The 18176-nt window shown below is 75.6% G+C and carries 17 protein-coding genes; 7 read left to right on the top strand and 10 right to left on the bottom strand.

All coding sequences use genetic code 11. From position 1 onward, the window contains the following. Nucleotides 1-559: 559 nt before the first annotated feature. Both ACFVTF_RS24845 and ACFVTF_RS24840 read right to left on the bottom strand, forming a co-directional pair. Nucleotides 560-991, bottom strand: coding sequence for a hypothetical protein (locus ACFVTF_RS24845; RefSeq protein ID WP_063350641.1), 432 nt, complete (start codon nt 989-991; stop codon nt 560-562). A gap of 91 nt (nt 992-1082) precedes the next feature. Next, nucleotides 1083-1820, bottom strand: a complete 738-nt coding sequence (locus ACFVTF_RS24840; RefSeq protein WP_387816585.1) for a sigma 54 modulation/S30EA ribosomal C-terminal domain-containing protein — start codon at nt 1818-1820, stop codon at nt 1083-1085. Between the two features lie 340 nt (nt 1821-2160). On the opposite strand from ACFVTF_RS24840, the gene ACFVTF_RS24835 reads away from it, so the two are divergent. After that, nucleotides 2161-4698: a cytochrome P450 gene (locus ACFVTF_RS24835; protein WP_387816583.1), complete on the top strand. Its 2538-nt coding sequence runs from the start codon at nt 2161-2163 to the stop codon at nt 4696-4698. A gap of 7 nt (nt 4699-4705) precedes the next feature. Here ACFVTF_RS24835 and ACFVTF_RS24830 read toward each other — a convergent pair whose 3' ends face one another. The 5 genes from ACFVTF_RS24830 to ACFVTF_RS24810 all read right to left on the bottom strand — a co-directional run bounded on the left by ACFVTF_RS24830 (nt 4706) and on the right by ACFVTF_RS24810 (nt 9337). Beyond that, nucleotides 4706-4849 (bottom strand): DUF6126 family protein, encoded by a 144-nt coding sequence (locus tag ACFVTF_RS24830; protein ID WP_350879374.1) that lies wholly within the window; start codon nt 4847-4849, stop codon nt 4706-4708. Nucleotides 4850-4956: 107 nt separating this feature from the next. Then, entirely contained in the window at nt 4957-5301 is a 345-nt protein-coding gene (locus tag ACFVTF_RS24825; RefSeq protein WP_063350638.1) for a helix-turn-helix transcriptional regulator, read from the bottom strand. A gap of 257 nt (nt 5302-5558) precedes the next feature. After that, nucleotides 5559-6029, bottom strand: coding sequence for a hypothetical protein (locus tag ACFVTF_RS24820; RefSeq protein WP_387816579.1), 471 nt, complete (start codon nt 6027-6029; stop codon nt 5559-5561). A gap of 423 nt (nt 6030-6452) precedes the next feature. Then, entirely contained in the window at nt 6453-7466 is a 1014-nt protein-coding gene (locus ACFVTF_RS24815) for a glycoside hydrolase family 3 N-terminal domain-containing protein (RefSeq protein ID WP_387816577.1), read from the bottom strand. Between the two features lie 338 nt (nt 7467-7804). Continuing rightward, nucleotides 7805-9337 carry a PLP-dependent aminotransferase family protein gene (locus ACFVTF_RS24810; RefSeq protein ID WP_387816575.1) on the bottom strand — a complete coding sequence of 511 codons (1533 nt, stop codon included), beginning with the start codon at nt 9335-9337 and terminating at the stop codon, nt 7805-7807. Here ACFVTF_RS24810 and ACFVTF_RS24805 point away from each other — a divergent pair. Then, nucleotides 9336-10229 (top strand): L-histidine N(alpha)-methyltransferase, encoded by an 894-nt coding sequence (locus ACFVTF_RS24805; RefSeq protein ID WP_387816574.1) that lies wholly within the window; start codon nt 9336-9338, stop codon nt 10227-10229. The two genes, ACFVTF_RS24810 and ACFVTF_RS24805, sit on opposite strands and share 2 nt — an antisense overlap. A gap of 39 nt (nt 10230-10268) precedes the next feature. On the opposite strand, the gene ACFVTF_RS24800 is transcribed toward ACFVTF_RS24805, so the two are convergent. Then, a complete protein-coding gene (locus tag ACFVTF_RS24800; protein ID WP_371522189.1) occupies nt 10269-10772 on the bottom strand; it encodes a MarR family winged helix-turn-helix transcriptional regulator in 504 nt (167 codons plus the stop codon). Nucleotides 10773-10883: 111 nt separating this feature from the next. On the opposite strand from ACFVTF_RS24800, the gene ACFVTF_RS24795 reads away from it, so the two are divergent. The 4 genes from ACFVTF_RS24795 to ACFVTF_RS24780 all read left to right on the top strand — a co-directional run bounded on the left by ACFVTF_RS24795 (nt 10884) and on the right by ACFVTF_RS24780 (nt 15162). Beyond that, the gene (locus ACFVTF_RS24795) at nt 10884-11822 is read left to right on the top strand and encodes an EamA family transporter (protein ID WP_387816573.1); all 939 of its coding nucleotides are present in this window, start codon (nt 10884-10886) and stop codon (nt 11820-11822) included. Between the two features lie 92 nt (nt 11823-11914). Further along, nucleotides 11915-12556, top strand: a complete 642-nt coding sequence (locus tag ACFVTF_RS24790) for an NAD(P)-dependent oxidoreductase (RefSeq protein WP_387816572.1) — start codon at nt 11915-11917, stop codon at nt 12554-12556. Between the two features lie 100 nt (nt 12557-12656). Then, on the top strand, nt 12657-14291 hold the full coding sequence (locus ACFVTF_RS24785) for an alpha/beta hydrolase (RefSeq protein ID WP_387816570.1): 1635 nt from the start codon (nt 12657-12659) through the stop codon (nt 14289-14291). A gap of 172 nt (nt 14292-14463) precedes the next feature. Next, nucleotides 14464-15162 (top strand): DUF6585 family protein, encoded by a 699-nt coding sequence (locus ACFVTF_RS24780; RefSeq protein ID WP_387816568.1) that lies wholly within the window; start codon nt 14464-14466, stop codon nt 15160-15162. 34 nt (nt 15163-15196) lie between these two features. Here ACFVTF_RS24780 and ACFVTF_RS24775 read toward each other — a convergent pair whose 3' ends face one another. Continuing rightward, entirely contained in the window at nt 15197-15493 is a 297-nt protein-coding gene (locus ACFVTF_RS24775; protein WP_387816566.1) for a hypothetical protein, read from the bottom strand. 21 nt (nt 15494-15514) lie between these two features. Then, on the bottom strand, nt 15515-15898 hold the full coding sequence (locus ACFVTF_RS24770; RefSeq protein WP_350879391.1) for a hypothetical protein: 384 nt from the start codon (nt 15896-15898) through the stop codon (nt 15515-15517). A 672-nt stretch (nt 15899-16570) separates the two neighbouring features. On the opposite strand from ACFVTF_RS24770, the gene ACFVTF_RS24765 reads away from it, so the two are divergent. After that, nucleotides 16571-18049: a lytic murein transglycosylase gene (locus ACFVTF_RS24765; protein WP_387816564.1), complete on the top strand. Its 1479-nt coding sequence runs from the start codon at nt 16571-16573 to the stop codon at nt 18047-18049. Nucleotides 18050-18176: the final 127 nt, after the last annotated feature.

Below are 18176 nucleotides of genomic sequence, written 5' to 3'. Positions count from 1 at the left end.
AGCCGACCACCGTAGTACCAGCGGCCGTCGAGCCCGAGCACCAGCGCGCCGCCACCTGACGTGAAGTTAACCGGCCGACGCCGGAGGCGAGTTGCCGCTACGGGGGGCGCGGCTCCGCACTCCGGCGTCCCATCGCGTTTTCCCCTCCTCGTACGAGGTACGGGCGTCCCGCGGAGCGGGGCCCGCACCTTCCGGCACTCAGGAGAGCGGCGGGCCGCACGGGAATAACGAAAACCTCTTGCGAAATTCGGCCCGCTTGCGCGCGGCGGGCCGGGTCGCGCGGAGCGGACGGCGCCGGAGGCGCGGACCGAGAGCGGGCCGGGAGATCCCGGGGGCGGCCCCGGACGCGACGGTGCCGGGAAGCGCACTCGGGGGGTGTGCGCTCCCCGGCAACGGGGTGGTGGCGGCCACCCGGCCGGAGTCCCGGGGCATGGGCTCAGACGGCCGTGACGGAAATGCTAGGGCGTGCCACGGGGCCCTGAACAGAGTCCTGAACTGGCCAATTCCCGCCCAGGACATGCCAGCTGGGGCCGCTGGCCGACGCTCCGTCGACCAGCGGTCAGGCCGCCGCCCGCACCGGGGCCTGCTGCGCCGCCGCCCGGCCGCCGGCGCAGCCGCCGTGCAGTCGGGCCAGCCCGGCGGCGAGCCCCGCCCGGTCCCCGGCGAGCCACAGGCGCAGCGCGGCGGACAGCGCGGCGCTGGCCGGTCCGCTCGACGGGCCGCCGGTCCGCGCGATCCGCTCGCCCAGCAGCGGCAGCAGGTCCGCGATCGGGGCGGGCAGCCAGAGGGTCAGGGCGCAGGGGGCGGGCCGGGCCAGGACGCGCCGCAGCGGCAACGCCGAGGCGTCGTCGTGCAGCGCGGGGATGACCTCCAGCAGGCCGTCGACCACCACCTCGGAGACGTCCCCGCCGTGGCCGCGCGCGAGGGCCCGCAGCAGCGCGCGTTCGGCGGCGGTGATCCGGACGGTCAGCATGACCTCGTCGCAGTCCATGGTCCCGGTTCCCCTGTCGTGGAAGTCGTGGCGGTCGTGGCGGTCGTGGCCATCGGGGCCGGTGGGCCTGCCCCGGTGGTTCTCCTGCCCGTCAACGAGGCTCCGCTACCGGCGTTATCAGGCCGTAGTGGCCGTCGTAGCGGCGGTAGAGCACCCGGGCACGGCCGTCGCCGGGGTCGGCGTAGCAGACGAACGGGCCGCCGGTCAGCCAGAGCCGCCGGGCCGCCTCGGTGAGGTCGAGCGGGCCCGCCGGGTCGACGCCCGTGGACCGGCCCGCCCCGGGCGCGCCGCTGAGCGGGCAGCGGTGGACCAGCGCGTCCCGACCGGTCGCGGCGTCCGCGAAGAGGTGGAACGGCCGGTCCAGCGCGAGCAGTTCGCAGGTGGCCTGCTCGGGGGTGCGGCGGGCGAGGACGACCTCCTTGCGCCGGGCGATCCGCCGTTCGGCGAGCGGGCGGGCGGCGTACTGCGGGCGGTAGGCGCTCTCGTGGACAGCGGCGAATCCGATGTCGCCCTGCTCGCGCAGCCGGCCGGCCCGGCCGGCGAGGGTGCCCAGGACGACGTCGACGGCCTCGCGGGCGGTGGCGGCGGCGAGTTGCACCCGGACCGGGCCGACGCCGGCCAGGTCGACGTCGGCCTGCGCGAGGGCGGGACGGGCCATGGCCCGGTCGCGCACGCGGGTGAGCCGGATGCGCAGCGCGCGGGTTCCGGGGCCGAGCCCGACCGCCGTGTCCAGTGCCTGCGCCCGGGCGTACTCGGCGTCCTCGCGCGGCAGCTCGCCGCGGATCTCCACCCGGACGTCGAGGGCGGGACGGTGGCGCAGACTGGTCATCAGGGTCCTCCTTCTCCTGGACCATGCTGGCCCTCGGGCGGCCGGGCGGCGAGGGTCCAAAGACCCTCCGCGAGGGGCCCGGCCCGGAACTTTCCGGTGGGGCCTTCACCGCAGGTCAGCACCACGTTCCGGGGCGGTCGGAGCGAGTGCGGATGATCGACCGTTGGAGTGATCCGCCCGCGTTCGGCGCAACGCCCGTCGGACCGGCGCGTTTGCCATGACGTGCGCCCCTCCAGCCGGGGCACGCGCGGATCCGCGCGAGCCGGCCCCCCACCTCCCGGCCGGCCCGCCGGGGCCCCCGGTACCGTCCGCACCGGCTCCTCTGATGAGAGGTACTGACATGACCCTGCTGACCGAGACGCGGCAACGGGACCTCCCCCCGAGAACCGCACCGACCGCACCCCGCACCACCCGCGCGGCCGTCCCCCCGCTCGCCCCCGGCGCGGTTCCCGGCCTCGGCCACGCCGCCGCCCTGCTGCGCGACCCGCTCGGCTTCCTCGGCTCGCTCTCCCGGCACGGCGGCGTCGTCCGGATCCGGCTCGGGCCGCGCACCGTCTGCGTGGTCACTGACGCCCCGCTCGTCCACACCCTGCTCGTCGCCCTCGCCTACGACTGCCCGCGCGGCGCCGTCCAGGACACCCTCAAGACGGCGTTCGGCGACGGCCTGCTGATGTCCGAGGGCCAGGCCCACCGCGACCGCCGCCGGATCATCCAACCCGCCTTCGGGCCGGACCGGATGGCCGAGTACGTCGCCGTGATGCACCAGGTCACCGAGGAGCGGGCCGGGCGCTGGCACCCCGGGCAGGTCCTCGACGTGGCCAAGGAGATGAACCACCTCGCGCTGGAGATCGTCACCCGCTCGCTGTTCGACGCCCGGCTGAGCGAGGACGCCACCCTGGCCTTCCACCAGGCCCTGCCGGACCTGGTGAAGGGCCAGATCGTCCAGTCCCTCTACCCGCACCCGGCGCTCGCCCGGCTGCCGCTGCCCGTCAACCGGCGCTTCGACGCCGCCGTCCGGGTGCTCAACCAGGTCGTCGACCAGGCCGTCAGGCCGACGGGCCCCCGCTCCGCCGAGCGGGGCGGCACCCTGCCCGCCCTGCTGCGCGCCGCCACCGACCCGGGCACCGGCCGGCCGCTCACCGAGGCGGACGTCCGGTCCGAGGCGATCACCATGTTCGGCGCCGGCACCGAGACCGTCTCCACCACGCTGACCTGGCTCCTCGACGAACTCCTGCGCCACCCCGAGGTGGAGGCCCGGGTGCTCGCCGAACTCGACGAGCACCTGCCCGCCGGCGCCGCCCCCACCCCCGAGGCGCTGGCCAGGCTCACCTACACCCGCAGCGTCACCCAGGAGGTGGTGCGGCTGCACGCGCCCAACGCCTTCCTGATGCGCACCGCCCAGGTGCCGGTGGACCTCGGCCCGTACCGGATCCCGGCCGGCACCGAACTGCTCTACAGCCTCACCGCACTGCACCGCGACCCGGACCGCTACCCGGACCCGCTGCGCTTCCGCCCGGAGCGCTGGCAGTCGGGCGGGGTCGGGCGGCACTCCTTCCTCCCGTTCGGGGCCGGCAAGCACAAGTGCATCGGGGAGGCCTTCGCCTGGGCCGAGCTGACGGTCGCGGCGGCCGCGATCCTGCGCCGCTGGCGGCCGGTGGCCGTCCCCGACTCCCGGGCCCGGGAGGTGGTGTGGACGACGGTCCAGGCGCACGGGCTGCGCGTGCGGCTGGCCCCGCGCGGCGCCCGGATGCCCCGCCCGGACAGTCCGCCGGACGGCCCGGCGGACGGCCCGGAGGGGGACGACGGGGTGGGGAACGACGAGGTGGGGAACGACCGGGCAGGGGACGACCGGGCGGGCGTCGAGGCCACGCCGGCGGCCCGCTGCCCGATGAGCAACCCCGCCCCGGCCCCCGCCGCGCCCCAACTCCCGCAGCGGTCCGGCGAACTGCGCACCGCCGCGGCGCGGCACGCCGCCTGGGTGGTCGGCCGCAACCTCCTCACCCCGCCCGAGATGACCCGCTACGGGGCCTACGCCCTGCACGAGTTGATCGGCCACTCCTTCCCCCGCGCCCACGGCGCCAACCTCGACCTGCTGGTGGACATGCTGGGCTGGTTCACCATCCTCGACGACCGCTTCGACGGCCCGCCGGGGTGCCGCCCCGCCGAAGCCCGCGCCGTCGTCGACCCGCTCATCGACGCCCTGCGCCGCACCGGGGCCGATCGGACGGCTTCCTCCGCACCGGTCGGCGACGGCCGGGCACCGCGCTCGGGCGACCACCTGCTCCGCGCCTGGCACGACCTGTGGAGCCGCCAGGCGCAGGGCATGTCGCCCAACTGGCGCGTCCGGGCCGCCCGGGAGTGGCAGGCCTGTCTGGAGACCTTCCCCGCCGAGGCCGAACACCGCGCCCGCGGCACCGTCCCCGCCCTCGGACTGCCCGAGACCATGCGGCTGCGCCGCCATGGCAGCTGCCTCTACCCGTTCATGAACATACTGGAACGGGTCCACGGCGCCGACGCCCCCGCCGCCCTCCACGCGGAGCCCGCACTGCACCGGCTGCGTGCCAACACCGCCGACGCCGCCACGCTGATCAACGACCTGTACTCACTGGAGCGGGAGGAACGCCAGAGCGCGGCCGCCTTCAACACCGTCCTCACCCTGCAACGGATCCGCGGCTGCACCCGCAGCCGGGCCGTCGGGGCCGTCCGCGCCCGGGTCGCCCGGCTGCGGCGGGAGAACGAAGCCCTGCGCAGCGACCTGCGCCGCCGCCACCCGGCCGGGCGCTGGTACCTGGACGGCACCCGGGAGCTCATCGAGGGCGTCCAGGCCTGGACCAGCACCAGCGACCGCTACCTCGTGAAGGACGGCCCTCGGACGTAGCAGGTGCCTACTTGCGGCCGCCGAGCGCGAACAGCAGCAGCACGAAGCCGGCGAACAGGTGCGTGGCGAAGATGTAGATGCCGGCCCGGATGAGCATGGCCTTGCGTCGGCGCTTCTCCTCGCGCATGCCGTCGCTCGTGCTCTCGCTCATGGCGGGGGTTCTCCTCGGGTCGGCCGGCCGGGTCGGGCGCGGGTTCGCCGGGCCGGCCGGGTTCGCAGGGGTCCTCGGGTCCAGCCGGCCCGAGGGCCTCGGCGGGCTCAACGGTGCGGCCGGCCGCCGGGCTCGCGCAGTTCGGTGAGCAGCGCGCCCTGGTCGGTGATCAGCTCGGTCAGGATCCGGCGCGCGGCCCGCAGCAGCTCGGCCACGTCCGGGGTGCTGAGCGCGTACACCACGGTGTTGCCCTCGCGGGTGGCGGCGACCAGCTGGGTACGGCGCAGCACCGCGAGCTGCTGGGAGAGGTTGGAGGGCTCGACCTCGATCTCGGCCAGCAGCTCGCGCACCGGCCGGGGCCCGTCCTGGAGCAGTTCCAGCACCCGGATCCGGACCGGGTGGCCGAGAGTGCGGAAGAACTCCGCCTTGGCCTGGTACAGCGGGACGGGCATCGTCGGCGCCCCTCCCTCGGGTACGGCTCGCTGGGCGTGCGGCCGCGTCCTCACCGGCGGCCGGCAAGCATCATCGCCACAGATGAAGGTTTCTTCAAGTCGTCACAGTGGGCGCCCGGCCGCCGCCTGCCGGTCGCCCGGCCCGCCGGGGCCGCCCCCGAGTGGTCCACGTCACATCCGGAGGGTGCCCGGGAACGCCGGAAGCCGAGCCCGGGACGCTGCCAACTCCCGGACTCGGCGCTCATGGTGAGGTTCCGTCAGCAGCCTACAGGTACATCCACCTCGACCGGGGCCGGCCCCCGCGAGATCGATTCGACGGAGAAGGTCGCGTGGAGGACCGAACCGCACGGCACGGTCACGCTGACGCCGTCGACCCGCACGGTGGCGGCCGTGAACACGGCGCGCACGCTCGCCGAGCCGAGGGACTCGCCGCCGACCACCCCGGCCGACAGGCGGGTGAGCAGCTCCTGCGGCTTCGGCGGCCACGGGGTGTCCGGGGTGGGCGGACCGGCCAGGCCGATCTGCCCGTACAGCACGACACTGCTGCCGGTGACCTCGGCGCAGACCTTGGTGGACAGCCCGGCCTGGAGACCGTTGTAGCCGCAGGTCGTCACCGTGGCGACGGTCGCGGCGGCATCGCCGGTCGACGCGGCGAGCGCCGGCACCGGCGCCGCGAGCAGGGCGACGGCACCGGCCGCGCCCGAGGCGATCCGTGTGATGCGGTTCATTGCCTTCTCCTTCGGAGGATGCGAGGAACGATCAGAACAGGTGAGGTCACATGTGACATTTCACATGTGCCATGACGAGACTTTGCCATGCGATTCCCATGCGATGACCGGGATTCTGCCTTCGAACTGCCGAGCAGACCGAAACCAGACCTTCGATGGCGCAATCCCACTCCGGAGGGACGGGATCCGCGCACCTGCCCCGGCCGGTCTGCCCGGTGCCCGGTGCGGACGGCGGCCGCCCGCCCCCGCAGGCGTCGGCCCGGGGACGGCCCGGGGACGGCCCGGACGGCCCGGACGGCGGCCCGCCCACGGGCGGGGCGCCGCCGGCGCCCCCCCCCCCCGGCGGGGGGGGGCGGGGGCCGGCCCGGGGCCCGCCCCGCCCGCCCGGGCGGGCGCCCCCCCCCGGGGGGGCCCCCCGCCGGCTCAGTCCAGGGAGGCCCGCAGGGCGTCGACCCGGGTGACGGCGTCCGCGAAGGCGGCGCGGTCGAGGCGGCCGGAGTCCAGGGCGTCGGCGAGGGCCGTGGTGGCGTCCTCGGCCTGCTGCGGGTCGCGGGCCGAGCAGAGGATCAGGTCCATCCCGGCCTCGGCGGCAGCGACCGCGCGGTCGCCCGCGCCGCCGTAGGAGGCGAGGGCCTCGGCCTCCAGGGCATCGGTGACCGTGACGCCCTGGAAGCCCAGGCGGCCGCGCAGCTCGCCCTGGACCACGGCGGGCGACATCCCCGCCGGGCGGTCCGGGTCGAGCGCCGGGTAGACCGCCCAGGAGGCCATCACCAGCCGGACACCCGCCGCGATGGCCGCCCGGTAGGGCTCCTCGCCGCGGGTACGCAGCTCCTCCAGCGGGACGGACAGGGTGACGGGGCGGTCATCGGTGTTCTCGCCGTTGGCGGCCGAGCCCAGCCCGGGGAAGTGCTTGGCGGTGGCGGCCACGCCCAGGCCCTGCTGGGCGGCGAGGAAGGCGCTGCCCAACTCGCCGACACCGGCCGGGTCCTGGCCGTAGGAGCGCTCATGGCGGTCGATGAAGTTGCCCGGGGTGTCGTAGACGTCCAGCACCGGCGCGAGGTTCACGTTGAGCCCCGCGTCCGCGAGCGTCCCGGCGGCGCCGGCACCGGCGCGGCCCGCCGCGCCGAGCGGGTCGGGGTCCGATCCGGTCCGGCGGGCGGAGAGTTCGGGCTCGCCGGGCAGGCGGCGCACCTTGCCGCCCTCCTGGTCGGTCATCAGCAGCAGCCCCTCGGGCACCGGCGACTGCGCCGCCGCCTCCCGCAACTGGCCGACGGCCTCGGCGAGTTGCGCCGGGCTCGTGACGTTCTCGGCGAACAGGATGACCCCGGCCGCCCGCCCCTCCCGGATCGTCTGCAGCACGCCCGGCGGCGGTGTCGGACCGGCGTACGAGAGTACGATCCGGCGCCCCGCGAGCTGCCGCGCGTCCTGATCGGCCATCTCCGCCGCCACCGTCCCCCCTCCCGGGGCAACTGCCTGCCCCGGTATCGACTCCGGTATCGACGCCGGCGCGGACACCGGTGCCGACGCCGGTGCGGACGCCGACACCGACCCGGCCGGAACCGGCCCGAGCGTGGCCGCCAACACCACCAGCATCGCGCCGAACTGGACGGTGCGCCGAAGCACGGCCATCACGCCTCCCTGAGGTCGGCAGCGGGATACGGCCCGTCAAGGCACCCGAGCCTGTCAGGGCACCCGAGCCCGTCGCCACCATAGCCCGGACCCCGGAGGAGCACACCCGCGCCGGAGCGGACGGGGGACCCGGGCGCCGACCGCCCTCAGACGGAGCGGCGCAGCAACCGCCCCAGGACGGCGATCCCCTCCGCGATCTCTCCCGGCGCACCCGCCGCGTAGCCGAGCACCAGCCCCGGCGGGTACGGCAGGCGCGCGTGCCAGGACAGCGGCTGCACCTTGACGCCCTCGGCGAGCGCCGCCGTGGCCAGTTCGGTGTCCGTACAGCGCGCCCCGAGCGGCAGGGTGAGCATCAGGTGCAGGCCGGCCGCCGCGCCGTGGACGGTGGCGCCGGGGAGGTGGGCGTGGACGGCGGCGATCATCGCGTCCCGTCGGCGGCGGTGGCGGTGGCGCAACAGCCTTAGGTGGCGGTCGAGTTCGCCGGACTCCATCAGCCGGGCCAGCACCAGCTGCGGCAGTACCGGGTTGCCCAGGTCGGCGAACCGCTTGGCCTCCAGGACGGCCTCGCGCAGCCGCGCCGGCACCAGCAGCCAGCCGGTGCGCAGCGCGGGGGCGAGCAGCTTGGAGATGCTGCCCGCGTAGCAGACCTGCTCCGGCAGGGCGGCGCGCAGCGCGGGGACGGGCGGGCGGTCGTAGCGGTGCTCGGCGTCGTAGTCGTCCTCGATGACCAGGCCGCCCTCGCCCGCCCAGCGCAGCAGTTCGCGCCGCCGCTCGCCGCCGAGGACGACCCCGGTCGGGTACTGGTGGGCCGGGGTGAGCAGGACGGCCGGGGCGCCGGTGGCGCGCAGCGCGTCGACCCGGACGCCCTCGGCGTCGACCGGGACGGGCGGGGTCGCGGCGAGCCAGTGGGCGAGGTGCTGGCGGGCGCCGAGCGAGCCCGGGTCCTCGACGGCGACCTCGGTGACGCCCGCCCGGCCGAGCGCCCGGCCGAGCAGGGCGAGGGCCTGGGCCGTCCCGGCGACGATCAGCACCTCGTCCGGGTCGGCGCGGATGCCCCGGTTGCGGGCCAGCCAGTGGGCGACGGCCCGGCGCAGCGCCGGGGTGCCGCGGACGTCTCCGTAGCCGAGCTCGGCGGCGGCGAGGCCGTCGAGGACGGCGCGTTCGGCGCGCAGCCAGGCGGCGCGGGGGAAGGCGGCGAGGTCGGGCACACCGGGAGTGAGGTCGATCCGGGCGGGCGTGCCGCGCAGCAGGTCGAACACCTCGGGGTCGGGGTCGGCGTGGAACAGGACGGGCTCCGGCCGGGCGCGCGACGGGGACGTGTCCGACGACGGGGGCGCGGGCGGCGCCGGGGCCGCGACGACGACGGTGCCGCCCCTGCCCCGGCCGGCGATCTGGCCCTCCTCGGCCAGGCGCCGGTAGGCATCGGTCACCACGCCCCGGGAGACGCCGAGTTCGGCCGCCAGCCCCCGGGTGGCGGGCAGCCGGCTGCCCGTGGGGAGACGGCCGTCGGCGATGGCCTCGCGCAGCCGGCGGGCGAGCCAGCCGGTGAGGCCGCCGGGCGGGGCGTCGGCGGTGTCGAGCTGGAGGAAGTCGGTGCCCGGGTCCGCCTGTTTGGACCTGCCGTCCGGCGCTTCTTTGGACCTGTTCACCGGACCATTGTGGCCCGAGGGTGGGGCCATGACCACGGAAACGGCATCACTGAACGACCGGCAGGACGCCGCGGACCCCGGCCGCCCCTCCAGCCGCCTCCCCGGCCACGACTGCGCCCCGGACTACGTCCACGGCTACTCGGAGACCGAGGCGCAACGGCTCGGCGACCAGGCGGACACCCTCGCCGAACTGCTGCACGCGGGCACCGCGTACCCGGCGGGCAGCCGGGTGCTGGAGGCGGGCTGCGGGGTGGGGGCGCAGACCGCGCACCTGCTGGCCGCCAGCCCCGGCGCGCTGCTGACGGCGGTGGACGTCTCCGCGGAGTCGCTGGCCCGGGCCCGGGCCCGGGTGGCGGCCGAGGCACCCGCCGCACGGGTCGCCTGGCACCACGGCGACCTGCATCGACTCCCCTTCCCGGACGGCGCGTTCGACCACGTCTTCGTGTGCTTCGTGCTGGAGCACCTGGCCGACCCGGTGGCCGCGCTGACCGCGCTGCGGCGGGTGCTGCGGCCGGGCGGCACGATCACGGTGATCGAGGGCGACCACGGCTCGGCTTTCTTCCACCCGCAGGGCCCGGCGGCCCGCGACGCGGTCGACCTGCTGGTGCGGCTCCAGGCGGCGGCCGGCGGTGACGCCCTGCTCGGGCGCCGTCTGTACCCGCTCCTGACGGAGGCCGGCTTCCGGGACGTGGCCGTCCGCCCCCGCACCGTCCACGCCGACGGTGGGCGCCCCACCCTGGTCGAGGGCTTCACCCGGCGCACCTTCGTCGCGATGGTCGAGGCCGTCCGCGCCGAGGCGCTGGCCGCCGGTCTGACCACCCCCGACGCCTTCGACCTCGGCATCGCCGAACTGCGCCGCACGGCCGAGCCGGGCGGGACGTTCCACTACACCTTCTTCAAGGCGGTGGCGGTCAACCCGTAGGCCGGGCGGGCGGGGAGGTCCGCCCGCGCGCCCGCCCGCTCACTCCGGGCTGTCGCCGAGGGCGGCCAGGAGGGCGCGCATGGCGTCGACGAGGGCGGCGGTCCCGGGGTCGTCGAGGCCGGCGAGGAGGGCCCGCTCGGTGGCGAGGTGGTCGGGGAGGGCGCGGTCGATGAGGGCGTGGCCCTCGGGGGTGAGCGCGACCACGCGGCTGCGGCCGTCCTGGTCACTCTGGGTGCGGGTGACCAGGCCGCGGGCCTCCAGACGGTCGAGGCGCTGGGTGATGGCGCCGGAGGTGACCATGGCGGACTGCATCAGCCCGGTGGGGGTGAGGCGGTAGGGCGGGCCGCTGCGCCTGAGGGTGGCGAGGACGTCGAAGGAGGCGGCGTCCAGGCCGTGCTCGCCGAAGGTCCGGTTGAGCTCCGCGTCCACCAGGCGGTAGAGGCGCTTGAGCCGGCCGAACACCTCCATCGGGGAGACGTCCAGGTCGGGGCGCTCGACGGCCCATTGCGCGACTACTCGGTCCACATGATCTGCATCTGCCACAGGTTCAGGGTAGGGGATCCCGCCGGGATTCCTTAGCGGTGAGGTAACTGTGAGCCACGTCACCCCGCCAAAGCGGTGAGAGATGTCTTAGCGCTGAGATACATTTGCTTAGTGCTAAGAAATCGCCTCGGAATCGTGCTGGTGACGGCGATAGCCCCCGCCGTCTGGGGGTCGACGTACATCGTCACCACCGAACTGCTCCCGCCCCACCGTCCGCTCCTCGCGGCCGTCCTCCGGGCCCTGCCCGCGGGGCTGCTGCTGATCGCCGTCACCCGCCGGCTGCCGAAGGGCAGCTGGTGGTGGCGCGCACTGGTCCTCGGCGCGCTGAACATCGGCGCCTTCCTCGCCCTCCTCTTCATCGCCGCCTACCGCCTCCCCGGCGGGGTCGCCGCCACCGTCGGCGCCGTCCAGCCGCTGATCACCGCCGGGCTCTCGGCCGCGCTGCTCGGCGACCGGCTCACGCCGCGCACGGTGATCTGCGGCATCGCGGGGATCGCGGGCGTCAGCCTGCTGGTCCTGCGGGCCGACGCCCAGCTGGACGCCGTCGGCGTGGCCGCCGCGTTCGCCGGCGCGGTCGTCATGGCCACCGGCGTCGTCCTCTCCAAGCGCTGGGTCTCCCCCGCCCCGCTGCTCGCCACCACCGGCTGGCAGCTCACCGCCGGCGGACTGCTGCTGGTGCCGGTCGCACTGTTCGTCGAGGGCGCCCCGCCGTCCCACCTCACCGGCGGCAACCTGCTCGGCTACGGCTACCTCAGCCTGATCGGCGCGGCACTCACGTACGCGCTCTGGTTCCGCGGGATCCGGGCACTGCCGCCGACCTCGGTCTCCTTCCTCTCGCTGCTCAGCCCGGTGGTCGCCACCGCGATCGGCTGGCTGGCCCTCGGGCAGGACCTCAGCCCGCTCCAGGCGCTCGGCGCACTGATCGTCCTCGGCTCGCTGATCGCGGCCCAGACCCGGCGCCGCCCCGGCACCACTACGCCCTCAGCGCCCGCCGCGCCCGCCATGCCCTCCGCCCCGGCCGCCGCACCGCCCGTCCGCGAGAACGCCTGACCCCGCCCCGCCCCGCCTCCGCCGGATCCCTTCCCGCGCTCCCCGACCCCCGCCCAGCAGCCGCTGACACCCACCACATCAGGAGAACGTCCATGCACATCACCGTGTTCGGTGCCACCGGCAACGTCGGCAGCCGGGTGGTGACCGAGGCGCTCGCCCGCCGCCACCGGATCACCGCCGTCCTGCGCGACCCCGCCAAACCGCACGGCCTGCCGGCCGCCGTCGCCCTCGGCGTCGGCGACGCCCGCAACCCCGAGGACGTCGCCCGCCTCGCCGCCGGGCAGGACCTGGTGATCACCGCCACCCGCCCGGCACCCGGCAGCGAGCACGAACTGTCCGCCGCCACCCGGGGCCTGCTGGCCGGTCTCGCCGGAACGGGCGTGCGCCTGCTGGCCGTCGGCGGCGCGGGCAGCCTCACCCTCCCCGGCCGCGGCGGGACGGCCCTCGCCGACGACCCCGGCTTCCCCGCCGAGCTCCGGCCGATCGCCCGGGCCTGCCGCGAGCAGCTCGACCTCTACCGCGCCGCCGACCCGGACGTCGACTGGACCTACCTGAGCCCCGCCGCCCTGCTCGAACCCGGCGAGCGCACCGGCCGGTTCCGGCTCGGACGGGACGAACTGCTGGTGGACGCCGAGGGCGCCTCGGCGATCTCCATGGAGGACCTCGCCGTCGCCCTGCTCGACGAGGCCGAGGACCCCGCGCACCGCCGCACCCGCTTCACCGCCGCCTACTGACCTGGGGCGATCCTCCGTGTCCGGGGTGTACCCAGCACCACCCCGGACACGGAACCCCGCATGATCGACCGTCAGGGCGGGCTCGGACAGGATCATTCCCGTGAACACCAACGCATCGAACACCACGGCCTCGCACACCATCACGCCGAGCACCACCGCGCCGAACACCACCGCCTCGCACACCCCGGCGGCCGGCGCCACCGCCTCCCGCACCCGGCGCGCCGCCCTGGCCGTCGCCGCCACCGTCCTGGCCGGCCTCGCCGTACCGGCCACCGCCAGCGCCGCCCCGGACGCCGGCCGGAACCCGGGCGACGCCGAGGCCGCCCCCGCCCGCTACACCCACCAGACCCTCGCCTGGCAGCCCTGCGCCAAGCAGCCGGCGCTGGACTGCGCCACCATGACCGCCCCGCGCGACTGGCACCACGCCGACGCCGGCGCCGACGTGACGATCGCCGTCTCCCGGCACCGCGCCGGCGACCCGGCCAAGCGCAAGGGCACGCTGCTGATGGCCGCCGGCGGCCCCGGCGCGTCGGGCCTGCTGCGCCCGGCGAACCTGGCCACGGCCGCCCCGGCCGTCGGCGCCGCGTACGACATCGTGGGCTTCGACCAGCGCGGGGTCGGCGAGAGCACCCGGGCCGTGTGCCAGACGCCGGAGGAGTTCCAGGACTTCCTGGCCGGCGACTTCCGCGACCAGTCCCCGGCCGCGATCGACCGGGTGGTCGCCAACTCCAAGAAGCTGGCCGCCAGTTGCCAGGAGCGCACGGGCGACCTGCTGCCCTACCTGAACACCGAGCAGACCGCCCACGACATCGACCTGTTCCGCGGCCTGCTCGGCGAGCAGAAGCTCAGCTACTTCGGCCCCTCCTACGCCTCGATGATCGGGGCCTACTACGGGACGCTCTTCCCGCACCGGGTCGAGCGGATGGTCCTGGACAGCAACATCGGCTTCGACGGCACCTGGGAGAAGTTCGAACTGGGCCAGCCGATGAGCTTCCAGCGCCGCTTCGACGAGGACTTCGTGCCGTGGCTGGCGGCCCGCGACGCCACCTACCACTGGGGCTCCACCCCCGAGGAGGTGCAGGCGCACTGGGAGCAGCGGCGCGCCGCACTGCACGACCGGCCCATCGTCGACGGCTCCCTGACGATCGGCCCGAACCAGTTGGACAACGGCGCGATCAGCGCGATCTACGAGCGGGAGACCTTCCCCTTCCTCGCCCAGGCCCTGACCGCCGTCGACGACTGGCAGGGGGCCGACCCCGCGGCCAGGACGATGGCCGGGCGGCTCTTCGGCCAGTACCTCAGCCCGGAGTTCCTCGCCGAGTACTTCTCGGTGACCTGCAACGACACCCCGTGGACCAAGGACATGGACACCTGGGTCCAGCGCGGCGCGGAGAACACCGCGCGCTACCCGCTGGCGGGCGCGCGCACGCTGGCCTTCAGCGCGGTCTGCGCGGCCTGGCCGACCGCGCCCGCCCCCAAGGTCAAGGTGACCGGCGCCCACCTGCCGACGGTGCTGATGCTCAACTCGGTGCACGACCCGGCGACGTACTACGAGGCCGCGCTCGGCGCGCACCGCGCGCTGCGCGGCTCCAAGCTGGTGACCGTCACCGGGAGCGGCGACCACGGCCAGTACCCCACCGCCAACTCCTGCGTCACGAACGTCGTCGAGAGCTACCTGCTGGACGGCCGCGCCCCCGAGCGCGACCTCGTCTGCCCCACCCCGCAGGCGGGTTGAGCGCCGAGCCGGTCAACGGCGGCCGCCGGGGCGCGCGTCGGGTGAGGCACGGCGGCCCGCGACTGGCCGAAAGACTGCGAAATCCCAAGCGGCCGGACGCTGTTGGGCCTCGCCTCCCCCGGCTCCGGGGAATACTGCGATGGACGTAGTCGCCACACACGGGAGCGAGCCCATGGTGAAGGTCGTCGAGACCACGGATACTCAGATCACCGCCGCAGTGGCCGAGCGGGCGCAGCAGGCCGGCCTCGGCCTGCTGCGCCAGTGCTTCCTGGTGCTGACGAAGAAGCGACTCTTCGGTCAGCCGCGCGAGGAGGAGAAGCTCCGGGTCTACCACTTCGACCACGGCCTGGCGCACGAGGGCGGGGGCATGGAGCTCACGGTCTTCCGCTGGGACGAGGTCTCGACCGTGATGCAGTCGATCGTCGCCCACTACTCGCACAACATCTACACCGAGACGGACTTCTCCTACCAGTTCATCCGGGAGGACGGGGAGACGTTCACGATCGACGGCAAGTACCGCGACCCTCGGCGCGCCAAGCTCAGCGGCGGGGACAAGGGCACCCAGCTGGGCAGGTGGGCGGAACTGGGGGAGGTCGCCGCACACTACGTCGCGGCCACCCAGCTGTCCGGGGCCCGGGCCTCACTGGCGGACGGGGAGGAACTGGCCTTCGGTGACCTGCTGGTCAGCTCGGCCGGCCTGCGCACGGTGAAGCGCGGTCTGGTGCCCTGGGACGACATCAAGTCGATCAGCGTGGTCAACGGCTACCTGGTGGTCAGGAAGGACGGCAAGTTCCTCTCGCTGTCGAACACCGCGGTCAGCCGGATCCCGAACTACGCGCTCTTCATGATGCTGCTGGGCCGTTCCGGCTGACGCACGGCCGGCCCGGACAGGCCCTGGAGCGCCGTCAGGACCGCGAGTCGTCCGCCGTACGCCCCAGCCGCGACCGGAGCCAGGCGAAGGCGGCGGCGAGCCCGGCGAAGCCCCCGACGGCGAGCTTGATGCCGGCCTTGGCGACGATCCAGCCGACCCAGGGGACGCTCCAGCCCAGCCAGTGGAAGACGGCCAGCAGGACGGCGGCGCCGCAGAGGACGGCGAGCACCGTCACGCCCACGGCGGCGGCCCGCGAGAGCTCCCGCGGGCTGTCGTCCGTCGCGTCCTGCGCCTGGTCGCCCGTCAGCTGCTTCGTGTCCCCATCACCCATGGGGATCATCCTACGGATTCCTCACCGGCGGGCGCGATGGGTGTCGCCGAGGTGCTCGCCGGTCTCGTCGTCGGGAAAGCTGACGGCGAGGGTGACGCGGTACTCGTCCACGTCCTCGCGGTGCCCCGGCACCCGGGCCCAGGCGAGCGAGTGCACCTCGGCCGCGGGGGCCTGCCGGCACCAGGCGGCGGCCTCCTCCAGTACGCGGGCGGCCGAACGCCCGGTGCACACCACGGCGGTGTACGCGGCGACGGCGAGGTCCCCACCGCTGCGGGCGACCCGCGAGACCGCCCGGACGGCGGCCGCGGCCTGGGTCAGGTCGCGGGCCAGGTCGTCGACCACCCGAGGGGGGGCCGGCAGGACGACCGCTCCCTCGGCGACGGTCTCGGGCAGGTTCGCGCTCACAGTCCGGGCCTCCATCCGCATGGTCACGGGGCACAGCATGCCGGGCGGAGATTCCTGGCATGCCCTTTTCACCAGAACGTCACCCGTCCAGGGGCGAGTTGGGGCCGCCCCCTGGTGTCCGCACGCCCGCCCTGGCAGGGAAACGCCCGCCCGGCGGCGGACATCCACGCAGGTCAGGCGGGTCGGCGGCGGGCGCCGCCGGGGAGCCCGGAACGACGCGCACGCACCACCCCCGCGCCCCGGACCGCCGGTCCGGGCCCCGGTACGCCCGGCCCACCACCGGCACGCCCCCGGTCAACTCCCTTGGCAGAAAAGGGAGATGCCGCCGATGCTCGACCCACACGGCCCTCCGGTGCCGCCACCGGGCCCGCGGACGGAACCCGCGGGGGACGCGCACCCACCCCAACTCGCCTGCCCGGCCGGGCCGTCGGGCAGCCCGGCCGTGACGCGGATCGGGCCCGGCCCGAGCCCGAGCGGGCCTTCCCCCACCCCTGCTGACCTGCGGTGTTGGACGTCGGCGCCGGTCCGCGGCAACCTCCTGCCGCCCCCGTCGCGTCAGACCGTCGTGATACTAATCGTTGCGACGGCGGGAGCCGCCGTCCGGCGGCAGGCACGATGACGACGGTTCATCCGTTCCGGCAGGGTCGGAACGGCTACGGGGAGGGGCACGGTATGACGGCGAGGTTCGGCAAGGTGCAGGGCGGGCGCGGACTGCGGCTCGGCAAGCGGGTCACGGGGACGGCTGCGGCCTTCACCGCACTCGCCGCACTGACGGGCTCCCAGGTGACGGGCTTCGGGCTCGCCCCGGTCGCGGCCGCCGACGCCGTGACGGCGCCGGACGCCTCCGCCTCCCAGTCCGGCTCACCGGCCGGCGGCAGCCCGACCGGCGGCGCCTTCGGCACCGGCGTCCCGGCCGACGGCGGTGGCACCGTCCAACTGCCGCAGCCGCCCGGCACGGTGCCCGGCGCGCCCGCGGCCGGCCCCTTCGCCGCCACCGGCCCGGCCCTGCCCGCGACCGTGCTCGCCGCCTACCGCCAGGCCGAGGCCTCGGCCGCACAGCGCTCGCCCGGCTGCCACCTGCCGTGGCAACTGCTGGCCGCGATCGGCCAGGTCGAGTCCGGCCAGGCCAACGGCGGCCAGGTGGACGCGGCGGGGACGACCCTCACCCCGATCCTCGGTCCGGCACTGGACGGCAACGGCTTCGCCGCGATACCCGACAGCGACGGCGGTCGCTACGACGGCGACGCGCGCTGGGACCGCGCCGTCGGGCCGATGCAGTTCATCCCCTCCACCTGGGCCACCTGGGGCACGGACGCCAACGGCGACGGCAAGGCCGACCCGAACAACATCTTCGACGCCGCCGAGAGCGCCGCCCGCTACCTGTGCGCGGGCGGGCGCGACCTCTCCGACCCGGCGCAGCTCGACCGGGCGATCCTCAGCTACAACAACTCGGGCGAGTACCTGCGGACGGTCCGCAACTGGATGGCGCACTACGGCAGCGGCACCGTCACCACCGTGCCGAACAGCCCGGCCTCCTCGACCCCGCCGGCCTCGCTGCCCTCCCCGCTCCTGCCGCTCGCGCCGCTGCTGCCGCCGACCGGGACGACGCCTGGCGCCACCCCCGGGACGCCGAGCACCCCCGGGACCACCCCGACCCCGGGCGGGCAGCCCTCGCCGAGCGCGCAGCCGACCTCACCGGCCCCGACGCCGTCCTCCTCCGCGCAGCCGACGACGGACCCGAGCACCACCCCGACGGGCACGCCCAGCAGCACGCCGCCGTCGACCGCGCCGGCCACGCCGTCCGGCACGCCGTCGACCACTCCGTCGGGCACCCCCTCCGGCACCCCGTCCTCGACGGCCACCCCGACCGGAACGCCGTCCGGCACCCCCACCACGACGCCGACCACGACGCCGACCGGAACGCCCACCGACTGCCCGAGCCCGACGGCCACGACCACCCCGACGGGCAGCCCGTCCCCGACGGCCACCCCGACCGGAACGCCGTCCGGCACCCCGACCGCCCCCGGGTGCGCCACGGCGACGCCGACCCCCGGTGCCACTCCCACCCCGGGCGGCACCCCCTCCTCCGCCGCCCCGAGCACGACCCCCAGCGCGGGCCTCTCCCCCTCGGCCGCCCCGCCGACCCGCTGACACCGCCCCATCCGCCGACGGCCCGCACCCCTGCTTGGGTTCTAACGGTCCTCGCAACACCCGCGATCTGTGGGAGTTGCGAGGACCGTGGGCGTTAGGCGTGATGATCTTGCTGAGTTGCGGGAGC

This window comes from Kitasatospora sp. NPDC057940 (assembly GCF_042887425.1).
Taxonomy (GTDB): Bacteria; Actinomycetota; Actinomycetes; order Streptomycetales; family Streptomycetaceae; genus Kitasatospora.
The sequence above is the reverse complement of the archived record's forward strand: the minus strand, read 5'-3'. Positions and strand labels throughout refer to the sequence as shown.

Coding starts and splice junctions, on each gene's coding strand:
- ACFVTF_RS24845 (WP_063350641.1), bottom strand. CDS start 991: ATGGACTGCGACGAGGTCATGCTGACCGTCCGGATCACCGCCGCCGAA.
- ACFVTF_RS24840 (WP_387816585.1), bottom strand. CDS start 1,820: ATGACCAGTCTGCGCCACCGTCCCGCCCTCGACGTCCGGGTGGAGATC.
- ACFVTF_RS24835 (WP_387816583.1), top strand. CDS start 2,161: ATGACCCTGCTGACCGAGACGCGGCAACGGGACCTCCCCCCGAGAACC.
- ACFVTF_RS24830 (WP_350879374.1), bottom strand. CDS start 4,849: ATGAGCGAGAGCACGAGCGACGGCATGCGCGAGGAGAAGCGCCGACGC.
- ACFVTF_RS24825 (WP_063350638.1), bottom strand. CDS start 5,301: ATGCCCGTCCCGCTGTACCAGGCCAAGGCGGAGTTCTTCCGCACTCTC.
- ACFVTF_RS24820 (WP_387816579.1), bottom strand. CDS start 6,029: ATGAACCGCATCACACGGATCGCCTCGGGCGCGGCCGGTGCCGTCGCC.
- ACFVTF_RS24815 (WP_387816577.1), bottom strand. CDS start 7,466: ATGGCCGATCAGGACGCGCGGCAGCTCGCGGGGCGCCGGATCGTACTC.
- ACFVTF_RS24805 (WP_387816574.1), top strand. CDS start 9,336: ATGACCACGGAAACGGCATCACTGAACGACCGGCAGGACGCCGCGGAC.
- ACFVTF_RS24810 (WP_387816575.1), bottom strand. CDS start 9,337: ATGGCCCCACCCTCGGGCCACAATGGTCCGGTGAACAGGTCCAAAGAA.
- ACFVTF_RS24790 (WP_387816572.1), top strand. CDS start 11,915: ATGCACATCACCGTGTTCGGTGCCACCGGCAACGTCGGCAGCCGGGTG.
- ACFVTF_RS24780 (WP_387816568.1), top strand. CDS start 14,464: ATGGTGAAGGTCGTCGAGACCACGGATACTCAGATCACCGCCGCAGTG.
- ACFVTF_RS24775 (WP_387816566.1), bottom strand. CDS start 15,493: ATGGGTGATGGGGACACGAAGCAGCTGACGGGCGACCAGGCGCAGGAC.
- ACFVTF_RS24765 (WP_387816564.1), top strand. CDS start 16,571: ATGACGGCGAGGTTCGGCAAGGTGCAGGGCGGGCGCGGACTGCGGCTC.